Annotated in this window: 15 protein-coding genes; 6 read left to right on the top strand and 9 right to left on the bottom strand. The window is 66.8% G+C overall.

Annotated elements, in window-relative coordinates:
* Nucleotides 1-170: 170 nt before the first annotated feature.
* From greA to dapB, 4 genes are all read right to left on the bottom strand, one after another.
* Nucleotides 171-647, bottom strand: coding sequence for a transcription elongation factor GreA (greA, locus tag FHR94_RS15180; protein WP_183326800.1), 477 nt, complete (start codon nucleotides 645-647; stop codon nucleotides 171-173).
* Nucleotides 644-3,889: a carbamoyl-phosphate synthase large subunit gene (carB, locus tag FHR94_RS15175; protein WP_183326798.1), complete on the bottom strand. Its 3,246-nt coding sequence runs from the start codon at nucleotides 3,887-3,889 to the stop codon at nucleotides 644-646. Before carB ends, greA begins: the two co-directional genes overlap by 4 nt.
* Nucleotides 3,890-3,943: 54 nt before the next feature.
* Nucleotides 3,944-5,089, bottom strand: coding sequence for a glutamine-hydrolyzing carbamoyl-phosphate synthase small subunit (gene carA, locus FHR94_RS15170; RefSeq protein ID WP_183326795.1), 1,146 nt, complete (start codon nucleotides 5,087-5,089; stop codon nucleotides 3,944-3,946).
* A 451-nt stretch (nucleotides 5,090-5,540) separates the two neighbouring features.
* Nucleotides 5,541-6,344 (bottom strand): 4-hydroxy-tetrahydrodipicolinate reductase, encoded by an 804-nt coding sequence (gene dapB, locus FHR94_RS15165; RefSeq protein WP_183326794.1) that lies wholly within the window; start codon nucleotides 6,342-6,344, stop codon nucleotides 5,541-5,543.
* Between the two features lie 143 nt (nucleotides 6,345-6,487).
* Between dapB and FHR94_RS15160 the strand changes: the two genes are divergently transcribed.
* Nucleotides 6,488-8,431, top strand: a complete 1,944-nt coding sequence (locus tag FHR94_RS15160) for an MBL fold metallo-hydrolase (protein ID WP_183326791.1) — start codon at nucleotides 6,488-6,490, stop codon at nucleotides 8,429-8,431.
* Nucleotides 8,432-8,440: 9 nt separating this feature from the next.
* On the opposite strand, the gene FHR94_RS15155 is transcribed toward FHR94_RS15160, so the two are convergent.
* Nucleotides 8,441-9,358, bottom strand: a complete 918-nt coding sequence (locus FHR94_RS15155; protein ID WP_246389986.1) for a DMT family transporter — start codon at nucleotides 9,356-9,358, stop codon at nucleotides 8,441-8,443.
* Nucleotides 9,355-9,633 carry a DUF2218 domain-containing protein gene (locus FHR94_RS15150; protein WP_183326789.1) on the bottom strand — a complete coding sequence of 93 codons (279 nt, stop codon included), beginning with the start codon at nucleotides 9,631-9,633 and terminating at the stop codon, nucleotides 9,355-9,357. The genes FHR94_RS15155 and FHR94_RS15150 overlap by 4 nt, the downstream gene beginning before the upstream one ends.
* A 190-nt stretch (nucleotides 9,634-9,823) precedes the next feature.
* Here FHR94_RS15150 and corA point away from each other — a divergent pair, with 190 nt between their 5' ends.
* The 4 genes from corA (at nucleotide 9,824) to FHR94_RS15130 (ending at nucleotide 13,893) form a co-directional block, all read left to right on the top strand.
* Nucleotides 9,824-10,789, top strand: a complete 966-nt coding sequence (gene corA, locus FHR94_RS15145) for a magnesium/cobalt transporter CorA (protein ID WP_183326787.1) — start codon at nucleotides 9,824-9,826, stop codon at nucleotides 10,787-10,789.
* A gap of 152 nt (nucleotides 10,790-10,941) precedes the next feature.
* Complete coding sequence (locus FHR94_RS15140; RefSeq protein ID WP_183326785.1) at nucleotides 10,942-12,069, top strand: ABC transporter substrate-binding protein; 1,128 nt, start codon at nucleotides 10,942-10,944, stop codon at nucleotides 12,067-12,069.
* Between the two features lies 1 nt (nucleotide 12,070).
* On the top strand, nucleotides 12,071-13,150 hold the full coding sequence (locus FHR94_RS15135; RefSeq protein ID WP_183326782.1) for a FecCD family ABC transporter permease: 1,080 nt from the start codon (nucleotides 12,071-12,073) through the stop codon (nucleotides 13,148-13,150).
* The gene (locus tag FHR94_RS15130) at nucleotides 13,144-13,893 is read left to right on the top strand and encodes an ABC transporter ATP-binding protein (RefSeq protein WP_183326780.1); all 750 of its coding nucleotides are present in this window, start codon (nucleotides 13,144-13,146) and stop codon (nucleotides 13,891-13,893) included. Before FHR94_RS15135 ends, FHR94_RS15130 begins: the two co-directional genes overlap by 7 nt.
* On the opposite strand, the gene FHR94_RS15125 is transcribed toward FHR94_RS15130, so the two are convergent.
* On the bottom strand, nucleotides 13,871-14,776 hold the full coding sequence (locus FHR94_RS15125) for a DMT family transporter (protein ID WP_183326778.1): 906 nt from the start codon (nucleotides 14,774-14,776) through the stop codon (nucleotides 13,871-13,873). The genes FHR94_RS15130 and FHR94_RS15125 overlap by 23 nt on opposite strands.
* A gap of 300 nt (nucleotides 14,777-15,076) precedes the next feature.
* Between FHR94_RS15125 and FHR94_RS15120 the strand changes: the two genes are divergently transcribed.
* Nucleotides 15,077-16,006 (top strand): HNH endonuclease, encoded by a 930-nt coding sequence (locus FHR94_RS15120; RefSeq protein ID WP_183326776.1) that lies wholly within the window; start codon nucleotides 15,077-15,079, stop codon nucleotides 16,004-16,006.
* A gap of 65 nt (nucleotides 16,007-16,071) precedes the next feature.
* On the opposite strand, the gene dnaJ is transcribed toward FHR94_RS15120, so the two are convergent.
* Nucleotides 16,072-17,226 (bottom strand): molecular chaperone DnaJ, encoded by a 1,155-nt coding sequence (dnaJ, locus tag FHR94_RS15115; RefSeq protein ID WP_183326775.1) that lies wholly within the window; start codon nucleotides 17,224-17,226, stop codon nucleotides 16,072-16,074.
* Between the two features lie 92 nt (nucleotides 17,227-17,318).
* Nucleotides 17,319-19,247 carry a molecular chaperone DnaK gene (gene dnaK, locus FHR94_RS15110; protein ID WP_183326773.1) on the bottom strand — a complete coding sequence of 643 codons (1,929 nt, stop codon included), beginning with the start codon at nucleotides 19,245-19,247 and terminating at the stop codon, nucleotides 17,319-17,321.
* Nucleotides 19,248-19,311: the final 64 nt, after the last annotated feature.

The raw sequence follows: 19,311 nt of genomic DNA, 5'->3' as shown, positions 1-19,311 counted from the left end.
CGCCGAGCGCCGAGCGCCGAGCAGGAAGATGGCAAACACCCAGGAGAAATCCAGAAAAAACCCGCCAGGTATGCTTCCCGGCGGGTTTTCTCGTTTTCTACCTCGACACCTGCCGCCCGTTACTGACCTGCTGGGCGCTAGGCGCTTGTAGCTAGGCGCTGCCCGAAGGGCTACAGGTGCTCGACGCTGGCGATCTCGTACTCGACATCGCCCCCTGGGGTTCGCACCTGCACCACGTCGCCCTCTTCCTTGCCGATCAGGGCCCGGGCGATGGGTGAGGTGACCGAGATCCGGCCGGCCTTGATGTCGGCCTCGTCCTCGCCGACGATCCGGTAGGTCACCTCCTCGTCGGTCTCCAGGTTGATCAGCCCCACGGTTACGCCGAAGATCACCTTGCCGGTCTGGGGCAGCTTGGTGACATCGATCACCTGGGCGCTGGAGAGCTTGCCCTCGATCTCCTGGATGCGTCCCTCGATGAAGCCCTGCTGCTCGCGTGCCGCGTGATACTCGGCGTTCTCCTTGAGATCGCCGTGCTCGCGGGCCTCGGCGATGGCCGCGATCACTCTGGGACGCGCCTCGCTCTTGAGCTCCTCGAGCTCCTTGCGCAGGCGTTGCTCACCGACGATGGTCATCGGGACCTTGTTCATGTACTGGCTCCTGCATGCAGTTCCTGTAGCCGCCGTACCGTGATGGCGTTACCGTACTCCAGCGCCAGACAAACGGCGTTCGCCCCGGCCAGGGTGGTGGCATAGGGGACCTTGCGGGCGAGGGCGGTACGGCGAATCACCGAGGAGTCATTGATGGCCTGGCGGCCCTCGGTGGTGTTGACGATATAGGCGACCTCGTCGTTCTTGAGCAGATCGACGATATGCGGACGGCCTTCATAAACCTTGTTGACGATCTCCACCGGCAGGTCGGCCGCCTCGAGGGCCGCTGCCGTGCCACGGGTCGCGCACAGGGTGAAACCTAATTTTAACAGAGAACGGGCCACCTCGATAACACCCGCCTTGTCGGGATCGCGTACCGAGAGGAAGGCTTTACGCTCGCCATTGAGCCGCGGAATCGCCTCGCCGGCGCCTAGCTGGGCCTTGTAGAAGGCCTCGGCGAAGGTCTCGCCGGAGCCCATCACCTCGCCGGTGGACTTCATCTCCGGCGACAGGATCGGGTCGACGCCGGGGAACTTGTTGAACGGGAAGACCGCCTCCTTGACGCTATAGAAGTGCGGCACCCGCTCGGTTTCGAAACCCTGATCGACCAGGGAGGTGCCGGCCATGCAGCGCGCGGCGATCTGGGCCAGGGAGGTGCCGATGCACTTGGAGACGAAGGGCACGGTGCGCGAGGCCCGCGGATTGACCTCGATGACGTAGATCTCGCCGTCCTGCCAGGCCAGCTGCACGTTCATCAGACCCTTGACGCCGAGTTCTACCGCCATGCGCTTGACCTGCTCACGCATCGCATCCTGCACCTCGGCGGGCAAGGAATAGGGCGGCAGCGCACAGGCGGAGTCGCCGGAATGCACCCCGGCCTGCTCGATATGCTGCATGATGCCGCCGATCACCACCTGCTCGCCGTCGCTCACTGCGTCGATATCGATCTCGATGGCGGCGTTGAGGAAGTGGTCGAGCAGCACCGGTGAGTCGTTGGAGACCTTGACCGCATGGGTCATGTAGTTCTCGAGCTCGGAGGCGTCGTAGACGATCTCCATGGCCCGGCCGCCGAGCACGTAGCTTGGCCGCACCACCAGCGGGTAACCGATCGCCTCGGCCTTGGCGAAGGCCTCCTCGAAGCTGCGTGCGGTGGCGTTGGGCGGCTGCTTGAGACCCAGCTTGTCGATCATCTGCTGGAAGCGCTCGCGGTCCTCGGCGCGGTCGATGGCGTCTGGGGTGGTGCCGATGATCGGCACGCCGGCGGCCTCGAGCTCGCGGGCGAGCTTCAGCGGGGTCTGGCCACCGAACTGCACGATCACCCCCACCGGCTGCTCCTTGTCGGCGATCTCCAGCACGTCCTCCAGGGTCACCGGCTCGAAGTAGAGACGATCCGAGGTATCGTAGTCGGTGGAGACGGTCTCCGGGTTGCAGTTGACCATGATGGTTTCAAAGCCGTCGTCGCGCATGGCGAGCGCGGCATGGACACAGCAGTAGTCGAACTCGATGCCCTGGCCGATGCGGTTCGGTCCACCGCCGAGCACCATGATCTTCTGGCGCTCGGAGACCTCGGCCTCACACTCCTCCTCGTAGGTGGAGTACATGTAGGCCGTATCGGAGGCGAACTCCGCCGCACAGGTGTCCACCCGCTTGTAGACCGGGCGGATACCGGCCTGCTGGCGGGTCTTGCGGAACTCCTTCTCGGAGACGCCGAGCAGGCTGGCCAGACGGGCATCACTGAAGCCCTTGCGCTTGAGGGCGAACAGCTCCCGGGGGCTGAACTCGGAGAGCGAGCGCTTGGCCACTTCCGCCTCGTTGAGGACCAGGTCCTCGATCTGCACCAAAAACCAGCGATCGATGTTGGTCAGGGCGAACACATCCTCGACGCTCATGCCGGCGCGCAGGGCGTCGGCCACATAAAAGATACGCTCGGCCCCGGCGGCCTGCAGCTCGCCCTTGATGCGCGCCAGAGCGTCGGGGGTGAACTCGCCGAACTTGAAATCGGGAAATATGGGATCGAGGCCATCGTTGCCGGTCTCCAGGCCGCGCAGGGCCTTGTGCAGCGACTCCTGGAAGGTACGGCCGATGGCCATCACCTCGCCCACCGACTTCATCTGGGTGGTCAGCCGATCGTTGGCCTGGGGGAACTTCTCGAAGGTGAAGCGCGGGATCTTGGTGACCACATAGTCGATGGACGGCTCAAACGACGCCGGAGTGCGCCCGCCGGTGATGTCGTTCGACAGCTCGTCCAGGGTATAGCCCACCGCCAGCTTGGCGGCGATCTTGGCGATCGGGAAGCCGGTGGCCTTGGAGGCCAGCGCCGAGGAGCGCGATACCCGCGGGTTCATCTCGATGACCACCATGCGTCCGGTATCGGGATCGACGCCGAACTGGACGTTGGAGCCGCCGGTCTCGACGCCGATCTCGCGCAGTACCGCCAGGCTGGCGTCGCGCATGATCTGGTATTCCTTGTCGGTCAGCGTCTGGGCCGGGGCCACGGTAATGGAGTCGCCGGTGTGCACGCCCATGGGGTCGAAGTTCTCGATGGCGCAGACGATGATGCAGTTGTCGTGCTTGTCACGCACGACCTCCATCTCGTACTCCTTCCAGCCCAGCAGTGACTCGTCGATCAGCAGCTCGTGGTTGTTGGAGAGCTCGAAACCGCGGGTGCAGATCTCCTCGAACTCCTCCTTGTTGTAGGCCACGCCGCCGCCGGACCCGCCCATGGTGTAGGAGGGGCGAATGATCACCGGAAAGCCCAGCTCGCCCTGGATGCGCCAGGCCTCGTCCATGGCGTGGGCCACCTGGGCCTTGGGACACTCCAGGCCGATGTTCTTCATGGCCTTGTCGAAGAGGTCGCGGTCCTCGGCCTTGTTGATGGCATCGGCGTTGGCGCCGATCATCTCCACATCGTACTTGGCCAGCACGCCGTGGTGGTCGAGGTCCAGGGCACAGTTCAGCGCGGTCTGGCCGCCCATGGTAGGCAGGATGGCGTCGGGGCGCTCGGCCTCGATGATCTTCTCGACCGCCTGCCAGGTGATCGGCTCGATGTAGGTGGCATCGGCCATCGCCGGGTCGGTCATGATGGTGGCCGGATTGGAGTTGACCAGGATGACCCGGTAGCCCTCCTCGCGCAGCGCCTTGCAGGCCTGGGCGCCGGAATAGTCGAATTCGCACGCCTGGCCGATGACGATCGGGCCGGCGCCGATGATCAGGATGCTCTGGATGTCGGTACGTTTGGGCATGACGGTTCCCGCGGCTAATCGGTGAATAACAGGCTGATGTCGGGTGATTCGCGCTTAGCGGCGTTCCTTCATCATGGTGACGAAACGGTCGAACAGCGGCGCCACGTCACGCGGGCCGGGACTCGCCTCGGGATGTCCCTGGAAGCTGAAGGCCGGGCAGTCGGTGCGCTCGATGCCCTGCAGGGTGCCGTCGAACAGCGACCGGTGGGTGGCGCGCAGGGTCTCGGGCAGGGAGTCCTCGTCGGCGGCGAACCCATGGTTCTGGCTGGTGATCATCACCTGGCCGGTCTCGAGGTCCTGCACCGGGTGATTGGCGCCATGGTGGCCGAACTTCATCTTCACCGAGCGCGCTCCGCTGGCCAGCGCCAACAGCTGATGACCCAGGCAGATGCCGAACATCGGCACCCCGGTCTCGAGCAGCTCGCGGATGGCGGCGATGGCGTACTCGCAGGGCTCGGGGTCGCCGGGGCCGTTGGAGAGGAAGATCCCGTCCGGGGTCAGCGCCATCACCTCGCTGGCCGGGGTCTGGGCCGGCACCACGGTCAGGCGGCAGCCGCGGGAGGCCAGCAGGCGCAGGATGTTGCGCTTGACGCCGTAGTCGTAGGCGACGACGTGGTAGGGCCGCTCGGCCTCACGGGTGTCGGCGTAGCCCTGCCCCAGGACCCACTCGCCCTCGGTCCACGCGTAGGGCGACTGGCAGGAGACCACCTTGGCGAGATCCATGCCCTTGAGCCCGGGGAAGGCCTTGGCCGTCTCCAGGGCGCGGGCCACGGCGTCCTCGCCCTCGGCATCGGGGCCGGCGAGAATGGCGCCATTCTGGGCGCCCTTGTCGCGCAAGAGGCGGGTCAGGCGGCGGGTATCGATATCGGCGATGCCCAGCACGTTCTGGCCGGCGAGGTAGTCGGAAAGCGACTGTTCGGAACGGAAGTTGCTGGCCACCAGCGGCAGGTCGCGGATCACCAGGCCGGCGGCGGCGATGGCGCCGGATTCCACGTCTTCGGCGTTGATGCCGGTGTTGCCGATATGGGGATAGGTGAGGGTGACGATCTGCCGGGTATAGGAGGGGTCGGTCAGGATTTCCTGGTAGCCGGTCATGGCCGTATTGAACACCACCTCACCGCTGGTCTGTCCATCGGCCCCGATGGCCGTGCCATGAAACACACTGCCATCTTCCAAGGCCAGTATCGCGGGTCTGTTCAATGCAACGTCCTCCCATGTTTTTACGAACAGCTTTTACAGACAGCTATAAGGAATAGCTCGTCGAGGCATAAATCGTTCGCCGGGCACGGTTGTGAAGGCCGTAAAAAAGCGGGACGAAACCCGATGTAAGACCGGTTTCATCCCGCTTGTTGTCATTCGCTCGGAATGCCTGGGCCGAAGCAACAAGCGCTCGAGAGGGCTTTCGCCCGATGCGCCCGGCCAAAATTTTAGGGATATTACAGGAAACGGCGCCCGGCGGCTACCCCCGGGGGGACCAGAAGAGCCAGGTCTATTATAGTGCCCCATAGCGAGGGGCGCCGGGGACAAGCCGGAGGGGAGGTCCTACGCCAGGGATGGCGTCGGTAGCGTACAGGGAGGTATTCACAGCGCCTCCCCGCAGGCTTGTCGACGGAACAGCCCCGAGCTCCTGCCATCGGCAGAACCTTCGGGATCAAAGCCCTAGCACGTCCTGCATCGAGTAGCGGCCATTGCCCTGGCCGGCTACCCAGCGCGCGGCGCGCACCGCGCCCTTGGCGAAGGTCATGCGGCTACTCGCCTTGTGGGTGATCTCGATGCGCTCGCCCTCGGTAGCGAACATCACGGTGTGCTCGCCGACAATATCCCCGGCCCGCACGGTGGCGAAGCCTATCTCGCGGTCCGAGCGCGGTCCGCACTGGCCGACGCGCTCGAACACGCCGTATTCCTTGAGCGGACGTTCCAGGGCATCGGCGACCACCTCGCCCATCTTCAGGGCCGTGCCGGAGGGTGCGTCGACCTTGTGGCGATGGTGGGACTCGATCACCTCGATGTCGTAGCCCTCGTCGCCCAGCGCCTTCGCCGCCGTTTCCAGCAGTTTCAGCGTGAGATTCACCCCTACGCTCATATTGGGCGCGAACACCATCGGCACCCGGTCGCGGTAGCCGTCGAGTTCGGCCAGTTGCTCGTCGTCGAGGCCGGTGGTGCCGATGACGATGGCCTTGCCGTATGCGGCGCAGGCTGCCAGGTTGGCCAGGGTCACCTGCGGGGAGGTGAAGTCGATCAGCACGTCGACATCGTCGAGGATCGCCTCCAGCGAATCCACGGCGGTCACGTCCAGCCGGCCCACGCCGGCCAACTCACCGAGGTCGGTCCCGACGAGCGAGCTGCCCGGCTCGACGACGCCACCGGCCAGGGTGGCACCGGCATCCTGCTGCACGGCGTTGACCAGGGTGCGGCCCATGCGGCCGGCGACCCCGACGATGGCGATACGGGTCATGCGATCTCCTGCGGATGCGTTGGCGTGAATGGCCGGGAGTATACCAGAGCCCCCGCCGACGGCGCGCGTCCGTCCTTGGCACCGCGGCGGGGGCATCGCCCACACTGGACAGAGACACCGCCGTCGCTGCAAGGAACCCGGCCATGCCCTCCCACGCCGACTGCCTGCCACCTGACCACCCCCTGCTGACGCTGCTGCGCCGGCACCCACGCGTGCTGCTCGCCGGCCCCCCGGGCACCGGCAAGACGACCCTGGCCCGGGCCGCCGCCCGCCGCCTGGCCGAGGCGGGTGTGGTATGCCACGGCCTGACCCTCGACCCCGGCCTGCCCGGCTTCGGCCCGCCCGGGGCCGTTTGCCGGGGGGGCTGGCGCGAGGGCGACTGGCGCCTCGAGGCCATGATGCCCCTCGCCACCCTCGACGCCGCGCGCTTTCGCCTGCCGCTGGTGGCGGCGGCCCGTGAGCTAGCACGCGCCCTGCCGCCGCCCGTGCCGGTGATCATCGACGCCCCCGGCCTGGTCCGCGGCGTGGCCGCGGCCGAGCTGCTCCCCACGCTGATCGCGGCCTGCGGGGTGGAAGCCGTGCTGATGGTGGCGCCGGAGGACCGCCCACCTCCACTGGACGCGGAGTGCCGCGCCCTGGGCCTGCCCCTTGTGTGGCTGGCGCCGGCAGAAGGCGCTCACCATCCCGGCAAGGCACAGCGTAGGGAGCAGCGCACCGCGGCCTGGGATCGCTGGCTCGAGGGTGCCGACACGCACGACCTCGACCTCTCCCGGTTGGCGGTCATCGGCACCCCCCCACCGCGCAGCGCGACCGATGCCTGGCGTGGCCGACAGGTCGGGCTGTTCGATGCCCGCGGCACCCCCTTGGGGCTGGGTGAAGTGCTCGCCCTGGCGGCCGACCGGCTAAGCCTGCGCGCGCCGGCCTGGGACACCACGCCCCACGTCCTGCTGATCCGGGACGCCCAGCGTCGCGCAGACGGCCAGCTGGGCACCGCCCGTCCCTATCGCCCGCCGCCGAGCCGGCCGGTTGACACGGCCGACGCCGCCCTGGCCCCACGCGAGGCCTGGCAGGGACCGCAACCACAGGCCCGGCTCGCCGCGGTCACCGCGACCCTGGTCAACGGCGGCTTCGGCGACCCGCTGCTGCAGCTTCGCCTTACCCAGCGCAAGCGCAGCCTACTGTTCGACCTCGGCGATCCCGGCCGGCTGCCCGCCCGGCTCGCCCACCAGGTGAGCGATGTCTTCATTACCCACGCCCACTTCGATCACATCGGGGGCTTTCCCTGGCTGCTGCGCTCGCGCATCGGCGATTTTCCCCCGTGTCGCGTCTACGGCCCGCCGGGACTGGCCGCGCACCTCGCCGGCCTGGTCAACGGCGTGCTCTGGGACCGGGTCGGCGACAAGGCGCCCCGCTTCGAGGTGAGCGAGTTGCATGGCGAGCACCTGGTGCGCCATCGCATCACCGCCGGGCAGACGCCCGTCGCCCTGCCGTCACGCCCCGCCCCCGACGGCGTGTTGCACGCCGAGCGCGGCTTTCGCGTGCGCGCGGTGGTCCTGGATCATGGCACCCCGGTGCTGGCCTTCGCCTTCGAGCCCGAGCGCCAGCTGAAGGTGCGCAAGGAGCGCCTTGTCCACCACGGCTGGTCGCCCGGCCCCTGGCTGGGCGAGCTCAAGGAGCGCGTGCTGGCCGGCGAGGACGACGCTTGGCTACGACTCCCCGACGGCACGCGACGGCAGGTCGCGTCACTGGCCCATACGCTGCTGATCACCGCACCCGGCGAGCGGCTGGTCTATGCCACCGATTTCGGCGACACCGCCGAGAACCGCCGGCGCCTGATCGCCCTGGCCGCCGGCGCCCGAGTGCTCTTCTGTGAGGCCACCTTCCTGGAGGGCGACGCCGACCAGGCCCGCGCCACCCACCACCTCACCGCCCACGCCTGCGGCGAGCTCGCCGCGGCCGCCGAGGTGACACAGCTGATTCCCTTCCACTTCTCGCGCCGTTACACCGACAATGTCGAGGCGATCCATGCCGAGATCCGCACCCGCTTCGCTCCGCCCGGGCCGACACACCACGATACCCTCGACTGAGCCTCACGCTCAGCGCGAAACCGTCGAGGCCCGGTCATGGTGTATCAGCAAGGCGATGGCGATGATGACCAGCAAGCTGCCGGGCAGCCAGACCCAGCCGAGCCGTTCCGGCGCCCGGACGAAGAGCAGCAGCATGGAAACGAAGGGCACCAGGTAGCTGTAAGCGGTGACCGCCCCCGGCGTCAGCACCGCGGTGGCCCGCTGCAGCAGCCAGAAGGTCAGGGCGCTGGAGAAGAGCCCCAGATAAACCAGCAACAGCAGGTCGCGGCCGGTCATCGACGCCAGGCGACCCACCGGTTCGACAGCCAAACCCAGCAGCCCGATCAGCACGGCGCCCAGCCCCAGGCTCCAGAAGGTACGCACCGCCGCCGACTCCGGCAGGCGCCCGGTCGAAAGCCCCCACTTGCTAAGCACCGGATAGAGCGATGTAGAGAGGCAGCCCAGGAAGAACACCGCCTCGCCGAGGCCGAACCGCAGGCGTCCGCCCGACTCCAGTGACTCGGCGATGGCCAGGCCCAGCGCCCCGACCGCTCCCAGGGCAAGGATCGCCGGCAGCCGCCAGGCCAGCCGCTCGACGCCGAAGCCCAGTCCCAGCAGGAACGCCAGCAGCGGCACCGTCACGAAGAGGGTGGCCATGGAGAGCGCCGTGGCATGATGCGCCGCCCAGAACATGGCGCCGAAGAAGCCCGCCAGGCAAAGCCCCATCAGGGCGTAGAGCGGCAGCGCGCGCAACGAGGGCAAAAAGACCGGCGAGCGTCTGGCCAGCCACCACAGGCCACTGCAGGCGATGACGAACCGCAGCGAGGTCAGGGAGAGCGGTGGCAGCTCGCTCATCGCCCCCACCGCGGGAAACGACAGTCCCACCAGCATCGCCCACAGCAGCATGCCCAGGTGGGCGCCGCGAACCGACGGCGTGGCGGTGATCAATTCTCCCAGACGATGTCCAGCTTGACGTCGGCGAGGCCCTCCAGGGCCGCATTCACCCGGCCCTCGAGCTGGTCCAGGGTGCCGTCCTCCAGCGTCTCCACGGCCACGACCAGCTGGTCCGCCTCGGCCCGGAGCAGGCAGCTGCCCTCGTCGAAGGTGATCCGCGCCTGGATCTCTTCCCGGTCGATGGGCCGGGCACTGGACCACTCCTGACACAGGCGCTCGATCAACTTCTTGGCGTCCTTGGTGGGAATCTCGGCTCGTGAAATGGGCATGGCGGCCTCCGCGGTCGAAGCGAGTGTGCCTCCAGACTAAGACGCCACGTCCCTTACGCGCCAGCCCCGGCCAAGGCGAGCGTCTCTCGCCTTGCTACACCGGTCGCTCACAGGGCGATCCGGCAATCGACCGCTCCCAGGCGCTATGCTCTATCCCCAGGACGCTACCATCCGGCAGGAGGACACGACCATGATCGTCAACTGCGTGGCCTACGAGAAGGGACATCGCCTGCGTGACATCCAGACCCATGAGATCGAAAACTACTTGGGTCAGCCGGACCGCTTCGTGTGGGTGGCCCTGCACAACCCGGATGACAAGGAGATGGCCGCCTTCCAGGAAGTGTTCGGCCTCCACGAGCTGGCCGTGGAGGATGCCCTGAAAGGGGATCAGCGCCCCAAGCTCGAGGAGTACGGCGAGGCACTGTTCATGATCATGCACATGATCACGCTGCGCGACGAACAGCTGGAAGCCGGACAGGTGGCGGTGTTCGCCGGCCCCGGCTATGTGCTGTCGGTGCGGCTGCACCCCGGCCAGGGCTTCGCCATGGTACGGCGGCGCTGCGAACGTGAACCGAAGCTGTTGCGGCATGGACCGGCCTTCGTGCTCTATGCCTTGATGGATGCCATCGTCGATCGCTACTTCCCGGTGGTCGAGGCCCTGCAGGCTGAGCTCGAGAGCATCGAAGACCAGATCTTCGTGAGGGGGACGGCGCGGCGCAGCCTGGAACGCCTCTACCAGCTCAAGCGCCAGACCATGCAGCTCAAGCATGCCGCCATGCCCCTGGGCGAGGCCGCGGCCCACCTGTTCGGCGGCCGGGTACCGGCGCTGTGTCGCAAGACACAGGAGTACTTTCGCGATGTCTACGACCACCTGCATCGCATCGAGGCGGCGGTGGATACCATCCGCGAGATGGCCATCACCGCCATCCAGGTGAACCTGTCGATGGTGGCGATCGACGAAGGCGAGGTCCACAAGCGGCTGGCGGCCTGGGCGGCCATCTTCGCGGTGGCCACCATTCTCGCCGGCATCTGGGGCATGAACTTCGCCCACATGCCGGAGCTTGACTGGCGCCTCGGCTATCCTCTGGCCCTACTCGTGATGGGCGTAGCCTGCGGCTGGCTCTACTGGCGCTTCCGGCGCGCCGGGTGGTTGTAGTGTTGGTGCTCCGCCTCGACGCGACCTGGGGATTCGGCCATACTACTCGCCGTTTACGAATGGGAATGAGACGCAAGGTATAGCGAGACCCCTCCGTGCGCGTCGTCGACCCGGATTTTGAAGCTCCCCATCAACGAGTACCACACCCGCACATGCATAACTCCCTGCTCAACGCCGCCGGTGGCGCGGCGATTGCCCTCGGTTGTGCGGCCGCCCAGGCCGAACCGATCACCGTCACCGACGTCGCCGGCCGCGAGGTCAGCGTCGATGCGCCTGTGGATCGCGTGATCCTCGGAGAAGGCCGCCAGATCTACCTGCTCGGCGCCCTCCAACCGGAAGATCCGTTCGCGCACGTCGTGGGCTGGCGCGAGGATTTCTCCCAGGCCGATCCGGACAACTACGCCGCCTATGCCGAGCGCTTCCCCGAACTGAAGGAGACCCCCACCTTCGGCGGTTTCAAGGACGGCACCTTCGATGTGGAGCAGGCCGCCGCGCTGCAGCCGGACGTCGTGCTGATGAATCTCGAGGCCAGGGCGGCCACCGAGGATGCCGCCTATGACGACAAGCTGGGCCAGCTGGGCATCCCGATCGTCTACGTGGACTTCCGCGAGGAGCCGCTTGCCCACACCATCCCTTCCATGCGGCTGATGGGCGAACTGCTAGGCGAGGAGGAAGACGCCGAGGCCTTCATCGCCTTTGCCCAGGAGCAGATGGCCCGCATCACCGAAACGCTCGAGGCCGCCGACCCCGAGCGCCCAAGCGTCTTCGTCGACCGCGCCGGTGGCTACTCCGAGGACTGCTGCATGAGCTTCGGCCCGAGCAACTTCGGCGAATATGTCGAGATCGCCGGCGGCACCAACATCGCCGACGGCATCATCCCCAACACCTTCGGCTCGCTGAACCCCGAGCAGATCATCGCCGCCGACCCGGATCATGTGGTGGTGACCGGCGGTAACTGGGAGGCCTATGTGCCCGGCGGGGCCTGGGTGGGCGTGGGGCCCGGCGCCGACATGGACGCCGCCCACGCCAAGCTCCAGGCGCTCACGGAGCGCACCGCCATGACTGGCATCGAGGCCGTCGAGACCGACAACGTCCATGCCATCTGGCACCAGTTCTACAACAGCCCCTATTATTTCGTCGCCGTGCAGCAGCTGGCCAAGTGGTTCCACCCGGAGCTATTCGCCGACCTCGACCCCGAGGCGACGATAAAGGAGCTGCACGACCGCTTCCTGCCGGTAGACTACACGCCAGGCTACTGGCTCTCGCTGAAGGACCGCTGACATGCACGCCGGCACGAGCCCATCACCCACCGAGCAGGGCGCTCCCGAGGGACGCGATTTCTACCGCGCCCTGGTGGTTCGCCGCCAGTTGATCCTCGCCGCCCTGACGCTGGCGCTGTTTTTGAGCCTGTGTGTCGACCTCGCCCTAGGGCCGGCCCGCTTCGGCCTCGGCGAGGTGATCGCCGCGCTGTTCACCCCAGATAACGTGAGTCAGCAGGCTCGCGTCATCCTGTGGGAGATCCGCATGCCGGTGGCATTGATGGCGCTGGTGGTCGGCGCCAGCCTGTCGGTGGCCGGTGCCCAGATGCAGACCATCCTCAGCAACCCGCTGGCCAGCCCCTTCACGCTGGGCATCTCCGCCGGGGCGGGCTTCGGCGCCGCCCTGGCACTGGCCTTCGGCGTGGTGATCATTCCCGCCGCCGTAGACTACGTCGTGCCGATCAATGCCTTCGTCATGGCCATGGTCACCGCCTTCTTCATCCATGCGCTGAGTCTCAGACGTGGGGTGACCATCGAGACCATCGTGCTGCTGGGCATCGCCATGGTGTTCATCTTCAACGCCCTGATGGCGCTGATCCAGTTCTTCGCCAGCCAGCAGGCCGTGTCCGCGGTGGTGTTCTGGACCATGGGCAGCCTGACCAAGGCGACCTGGCCCAAGCTGTGGATCGCCTTGGGCGTGCTGGCCGTGGTCATGCCACTGCTGGCCCGCCACGGCTGGGCGCTGACCGCCATGCGCCTGGGCGATGCCAAGGCCGAGAGCCTGGGGGTGAAACCCCGCCGGCTTCGCCTGGAGGTGCTGGTGCTGGTCGCGCTGCTGGCCGCCATCGCCGTGGCCTTCGTCGGCACCATCGGCTTCATCGGCCTGATCGGGCCGCATATCGCCCGCATGCTGCTGGGCGAGGATCAGCGCTTCTTCCTGCCTGGCGCGGCGCTGTGCGGGGCCCTGATCCTCTCCGTCGGCTCGGTGCTGTCGAAGGTGTTGATACCGGGTACCGTCATTCCCATCGGCATCATCACCTCGCTGGTGGGCATTCCCTTCTTCCTGTTCCTCGTCCTCAGCCACAAGAAGGCCTCATGGTAACGCTCACGCTCGACAGGCTATCGGCCCGCTACGGCCGCCGCCGGATTCTCTCCGAGATCACCACCCCGGGCTTCCAGGGCGGTCAGGTCGTGGCTGTCCTAGGTCCCAACGCGGCGGGAAAGTCGACCCTCTTCCGGCGCATCTTCGGGCTGCTTGACGGCGGCGGCACGGTCCGCATCAAGGGCGCCACCGGCGAACGCCCCGTGGCCTACATGCCCCAGGACACCGGGGCGAACGCGGTGCTGACGGTGTACGAGTCGGTATTGCTGGCGCGCATGCAGGGGCGCCGCCTGAACGTGCAGGCCGATGACCTGGCCGAGGTCGACCACGCCCTGGCCGAACTGGGTATCGCCCATCTGGGCGAGCGTGACATCGGCGACCTCAGCGGCGGCCAGCGCCAACTGGTGGGCGCGGCTCAGGCGCTGGTGCAGAACCCGGAGATCCTGCTGCTCGACGAGCCCACCTCGGCGCTCGACCTGCACCGCCAGATCCACCTGCTGTCGATCCTGCGGCGGTTGGCGCGGGAGCGGGGCATGCTGGTGATCGCCGCCCTGCACGACCTGGGCCACGCGCTGCGCTTCACCGATCAGGCGATGGTGCTCGAGAACGGCCAACTGGTCGCCTGCGGGCCGACCGACGAGGTGGTCACCCCCGAGCTGCTGCATCGCGTCTATCGGGTGACCGCCCGCATCGAGTCCTGCTCGAAGGGCCGGCCCCAGCTCATTGTCGAAGAGGCCGTGTGACTGCTCCTCGCCGTCCCTCGAGCGCCGCCAGGCCCGCCCCGCCCAGGACGAGCGGCAGGGCCAGCAGGAACCCGCTGGACAGCGGCAGCCCGAAGATCAGCAGGTCCGCCAGCACCGGCCAGATCAACGCCACGTACTCGAAGGGCGCCAGGCGCGAGACCTCGGCGAAGCGCAGCGCCAGGGTCATGCAGATATGCGCCGCGCCACCGAAGAGCCCCGAGAGGATCAGCAGCCCCAGGGTCGGCCCCGACACGCCCACCCAGCCCAGCGGCAGGGTGGCCAGGCCCGCCAGCGCCGTGACCAGCACGAAGTAGAAGGCGATGGAGGCTGGCGTCTCGGTGCGCGAGATGCGCCGCACCGTGACCAGCGCGCCCGCCGTCAGCAGCGCGGCGAGGATGCCCAGCGCATAGCCCAGCACGCGTCCCTGGTCCTGACCACGGCCCAGATCGGGCAGCACCAGCGCCGCCACGCCGCCCAGCACCAGGGCGAACGCCGCCGCGCGATGCCGGGTGAAACGCTCCCCCAGCAGCAGCACGCCGCCCACCGCCATGGCCACCGGGGCCAGCTGCGCCAGCAGCGTCGCCTCGGCCACCGGCAGCCGGGCCACCGCGGCGAAGGAGGCGAACATCGCCGCCGCCCCCAGCCCCGAGCGCAGCAGGTGCCCGAGCGGGCGCCGCGTGGCCAGGGCCCGGGGAAACTCCCGCCGCCAGGTCATGAAGATCACGATGGGCAGCAGCGCGAACGCTGAGCGAAAGAACACGGTCTGTCCCAGCGGCACCTCGGTGCTCACCACCTTCACGCACACCATCATCCCCGTGAACAGAATGCCGGACAGCAGCCGGAGCAGGATGCCGGCCATCGGCCGATCCGCGACGTTTTCCATGAGCTTCCTTGTCTACGTATCTGAGTAACACAGAGCGTTTCCGCCCTCGTCGTGGGTCGACAGCCATCGACATCATGCGCCCGGCTGACCATACCCGGCGCCAACAGAACGCCTCGGCGCCCTACGCCAAGTCCAGCGCTGATCGCAAACCAGACATGTTACACCGTCAGCCGGAATGACTCCCATGATCAAAAGCGACCAAGCCTCCAAACCACCCCTGGGAACTGACGATCCGGCATGACAACAGCGGCATGAGCGCGATACGTTATCGCCATCCTTTCACTAGGGAAGACAAAGCAGATGGATGAGCGGCTGGAATGCCTCAAGCATCTTCGAACGGGAAGCCCATTCAACAAGCCCTGTCTGCTGCTGTCCATAATCTGCGAGATCCAGGCTGGCCATATCGTCTCCAGTAAGGTGGCCATCGATCGACGACTGTTGATCCGCTATCACGATCTTTTTGAGCTGGCCAGTGGTGAGCGCCACAAGGCCAGCCCCTGGCTGCCTCTCTGGCATCTGCGTAATGACCAAGGCCCCGAGGGGCTCCTCTGGTCGCCGGATTACACTTCTGAACTGGCCCCTTTGGCGGACCAGCTCGGCCAGCCGAAGTCCCTGAACAAGCTGTTGGAGCGCTTCTCTTCTGCTCGACTCGATCCCGCGCTTTTCTCAGCTCTCCAAGACCGTCAGACAGCCGAAGAGGCCTGTGCCCTGCTGGTGAACCGCTACCTTTCATCGGATCAAGCAGCCCATGCGCGACTACAGAAATACTTTCAAGCGGCACTGGCCAGCGGCGAATACGAGAAGCATCCCGAGAAGTTGAAAGGCAGCATCCAAGAGTCACGGCAGCAGTACGCTCGCTCCGCCGCCTTTCGCACCTTGGTGCTGGAGGCCTATGACTATCGCTGCGCGGCCAGCCGGTTGCGCTATATCACGCCCGACTACCGCTATCTGGTGGAAGCCGCTCACTTGATTCCTTTCAGCGTCAGCCAGGATGATCGGCCGACAAACGGTCTGGCGCTCACACCCAATCTGCACTGGGCCATGGACAACCATCTGATCGCTCCGGGCCCGGATCATCGCTGGCATCTCAGCCCCGCGATCGACACCCTGGTAGCGGACAACCGCTGGCTCTGCGAGCTGGACGGCCACCCGCTGGTATTGCCCCAGGATCCGCGCTGGCACCCCTGCCCCGAGGCCCTCGCCTGGCGGCAAGAACATCTGCAGCGCTGACCCGACATGACAAGGCCCCGCCTCCTGGTGGAGCGCGGGGCCTTTAGAGGTCAACGAGGCGAGCCTTACGGTTTCATATCCTCGAAAAACTTCTTCACGCCGTCGAAGAAGCTCGACTTCTTCGGCGAGTGGTGGTGACTGTTGGTGCCCTCCAGGCTCTCCTGGAAGCGACGCAGCAGTTCCTTCTGCTCCTCGCCTAGCTTGACCGGAGTCTCGACCACCACACGGCACAGCAGATCCCCCGGGGGACCGCCGCGTACTGGCTTCACGCCCTTGCCCTTGAGGCGGAACAGCTTGCCGGTCTGGGTCTCCGGCGGGATCTTCAGCTTGACCCGGCCATCCAGGGTCGGCACCTCGAGCTCGCCGCCCAGGGCGGCGTCGACGAAGTTGATCGGCACCTCGCACTGCAGGTGGCGGCCGTCGCGCTGGAAGATGTGGTGCGGCTTGATCGCCACCTGGACATAAAGATCGCCGGGCGGCCCCCCGTTGAGGCCGGCCTCGCCCTCGCCATTCAAGCGGATGCGGTCGCCGGTGTCGACGCCGGCGGGGATCTTCACCGACAGGGTGCGAGTCTCGCGTACCCGGCCCTCGCCGTGGCACTTGTGGCACGGCACCTTGATGTGCTGGCCCGAGCCATGGCAGGTCGGGCAGGTCTGCTGCACGGCGAAGAAGCCCTGCTGCATGCGTACCTGGCCCATGCCGTTGCAGGTCGGGCAGGTCTCCTTGCTGGAGCCCGGCTCGGCGCCGCCGCCGTCGCAGCGCTCGCACTCGATATGGCGCGGCACGCGGATATCCACGCTGGTGCCGGCCACCGCGTCCTCGAGGTCGAGCTCGAGGTTGTAGCGCAGGTCGCTGCCGCGCTGCGGCGCATTGGGATGGCGCCGCGCGCCGCCCCCGCCGAAGATATCGCCGAAGACATCGCCGAAGATGTCGCTGAAGCCCCCGGCTCCGGCGCCACCGAAGCCACCGGCACCACCGAAACCACCGGCCTGGCCATCGACGCCGGCATGGCCGAACTGGTCGTAGGCCGCGCGCTTCTCGCTGTCGGCCAGGACTTCGTAGGCCTCGGAGACCTCGCGGAACTTCTCCGCGGCCTTGTCATCGTCCGGGTTGCGGTCCGGATGGAACTTCTGGGCCAGCCGTCGGTAGGCCTTCTTGATGTCTTTTTGGTCGGCCCCGCGCTCGACGCCCAGCACCTCGTAGTAGTCACGCTTGGACATGGGTCTGTCCGCCTCCGTAGCGACTCGACGGAAACACCAACGCGGGAGAGGGCCTCCCGCGCTGGCGTCGTCCGTGGTTCAGACGTCGTGGTTTACTGCTTTTTCTGGTCGTCGTTGACTTCTTCGTACTCGGCGTCGACCACGTCATCTTCCTTCTTGGTACCGGCGCTGCTACCGCCTTCGGCGCCCTGGGCCGCCTCGGCCTGGTCGGCGTACATCTTCTGGGCCAGGTTGCCGGAGGCCTCGGTCAGCTTGTCGAGCTTGGCCTGGATGTCGTCCTTGTCGTCGCCCTTGACGGCCTCTTCCAGCTCAGCGGCGGCGGTCTCGATAGCCTGCTTCTCCTCGTCGGTGGCCTTGTCGCCGGCCTCCTCGAGGGTCTTGCGCGCGGCGTGGACCATGCCATCGGCCTGGTTGCGCAGTTGCACCAGTTCTTCGAACTTCTTGTCCTCGTCGGCGTGCGCCTCGGCGTCACGCATCATCTGCTCGACCTCCTCCTCGGACAGACCGCTGGAGGCCTTGATGACGATCGACTGCTCCTTGCCGGTGGCCTTGTCCTTGGCGGACACATGCAGGATGCCGTTGGCGTCCAGGTCGAAGGCGACCTCGATCTGCGGCACGCCGCGCGGGGCCGGCGGGATGTCGGCCAAATCGAAGCGGCCCAGTGACTTGTTGCCGCCCGCCTGCTTGCGCTCGCCCTGCAGCACGTGGATGGTCACGGCGGTCTGGTTGTCATCCGCGGTCGAGAAGGTCTGGGTCTTCTTGGTCGGGATGGTGGTGTTCTTCTCGATCAGCGGGGTCATCACGCCGCCCAGGGTCTCGATGCCCAGCGTCAGCGGGGTGACGTCGAGCAGCAGCACGTCCTTGACGTCACCGCCCAGCACGCCGCCCTGGATCGCCGCGCCCACGGCCACGGCCTCGTCCGGGTTGACGTCCTTACGGGCGTCCTTGCCGAAGAACTCGGCGACGGACTTCTGGACCATCGGCATGCGGGTCTGGCCACCCACCAGGATGACGTCGTCGATCTCGGAGGCGGACAGGCCGGCATCCTTGAGCGCGGTCTTGCACGGCTCCATGGAGCGCTTGACCAGCTCTTCCACCAGCGACTCGAGCTTGGCCCGGGTCACCTTGACATTAAGGTGCTTGGGCCCGGTGTTGTCGGCGGTGATGTAGGGCAGGTTAACCTCGGTCTGCTGGGCGCTGGACAGCTCGATCTTGGCCTTCTCGGCGGCTTCCTTGAGGCGCTGCATGGCCAGGTTGTCGCCGGACAGGTCGATACCGCTGTCGGCCTTGAACTGATCGACCAGGTAGTTGATCAGCTTGAGGTCGAAGTCCTCGCCGCCCAGGAAGGTGTCGCCGTTGGTGGCCAGCACCTCGAACTGGGTCTCGCCCTCGACGTCGGCCACCTCGATGATGGAGATGTCGAAGGTGCCGCCGCCCAGGTCGTAGACCGCGATGGTCTTGTCGCCGCGGGACTTGTCCATGCCGTAGGCCAGCGCCGCCGCGGTCGGCTCGTTGATGATGCGCTTGACCTCGAGGCCGGCGATGCGCCCGGCATCCTTGGTGGCCTGACGCTGGGAGTCGTTGAAGTAGGCCGGCACGGTGATGACCGCCTCGGTGACGGTCTCACCCAGGTAGTCCTCGGCGGTCTTCTTCATCTTCTTGAGGACTTCGGCGCTGACCTGCGGCGGCGCCAGCTTCTTGCCCTTCACTTCCACCCAAGCGTCGCCATTGTCGGCCTCGGTGATGGTGTAGGGCACCATCTTGATGTCCTTCTGCACGACATCGTCCTTGAAGCGACGGCCGATCAAGCGCTTGATGGCGTACAGGGTGTTGTGCGGGTTGGTGACCGCCTGGCGCTTGGCCGCCTGGCCCACCAGGATCTCGTTGTCCTCGGTGTAGGCGATGATGGACGGCGTGGTGCGCGCGCCCTCGGCGTTCTCGATGACCTTGGCACTGTCGCCGTCGAGCACGGCCACACAGGAGTTGGTGGTCCCCAGGTCAATCCCGATGATGCGTCCCATAGGTAATCCTCGAAAGTCGTTGCGGTGTCACGAAAGAGCGTGTTCTGCGGCTTTCACCACGGAG

The organism is Halomonas cerina (assembly GCF_014192215.1).
In the GTDB taxonomy this organism is placed as follows: Bacteria; Pseudomonadota; Gammaproteobacteria; order Pseudomonadales; family Halomonadaceae; genus Halomonas; species Halomonas cerina.
This window is presented reverse-complemented; position numbering and strand designations above follow the sequence as displayed.

What these genes read in the sequence shown, in the direction of transcription:
- FHR94_RS15125 (WP_183326778.1), bottom strand. Translation starts at nt 14,776, where the DNA reads ATGGAAAACGTCGCGGATCGGCCGATGGCCGGCATCCTGCTCCGGCTG.
- carB (WP_183326798.1), bottom strand. Translation starts at nt 3,889, where the DNA reads ATGCCCAAACGTACCGACATCCAGAGCATCCTGATCATCGGCGCCGGC.
- dnaK (WP_183326773.1), bottom strand. Translation starts at nt 19,247, where the DNA reads ATGGGACGCATCATCGGGATTGACCTGGGGACCACCAACTCCTGTGTG.
- greA (WP_183326800.1), bottom strand. Translation starts at nt 647, where the DNA reads ATGAACAAGGTCCCGATGACCATCGTCGGTGAGCAACGCCTGCGCAAG.
- FHR94_RS15130 (WP_183326780.1), top strand. Translation starts at nt 13,144, where the DNA reads ATGGTAACGCTCACGCTCGACAGGCTATCGGCCCGCTACGGCCGCCGC.
- dnaJ (WP_183326775.1), bottom strand. Translation starts at nt 17,226, where the DNA reads ATGTCCAAGCGTGACTACTACGAGGTGCTGGGCGTCGAGCGCGGGGCC.
- FHR94_RS15160 (WP_183326791.1), top strand. Translation starts at nt 6,488, where the DNA reads ATGCCCTCCCACGCCGACTGCCTGCCACCTGACCACCCCCTGCTGACG.
- FHR94_RS15120 (WP_183326776.1), top strand. Translation starts at nt 15,077, where the DNA reads ATGGATGAGCGGCTGGAATGCCTCAAGCATCTTCGAACGGGAAGCCCA.
- corA (WP_183326787.1), top strand. Translation starts at nt 9,824, where the DNA reads ATGATCGTCAACTGCGTGGCCTACGAGAAGGGACATCGCCTGCGTGAC.
- FHR94_RS15135 (WP_183326782.1), top strand. Translation starts at nt 12,071, where the DNA reads ATGCACGCCGGCACGAGCCCATCACCCACCGAGCAGGGCGCTCCCGAG.
- FHR94_RS15140 (WP_183326785.1), top strand. Translation starts at nt 10,942, where the DNA reads ATGCATAACTCCCTGCTCAACGCCGCCGGTGGCGCGGCGATTGCCCTC.
- FHR94_RS15150 (WP_183326789.1), bottom strand. Translation starts at nt 9,633, where the DNA reads ATGCCCATTTCACGAGCCGAGATTCCCACCAAGGACGCCAAGAAGTTG.
- dapB (WP_183326794.1), bottom strand. Translation starts at nt 6,344, where the DNA reads ATGACCCGTATCGCCATCGTCGGGGTCGCCGGCCGCATGGGCCGCACC.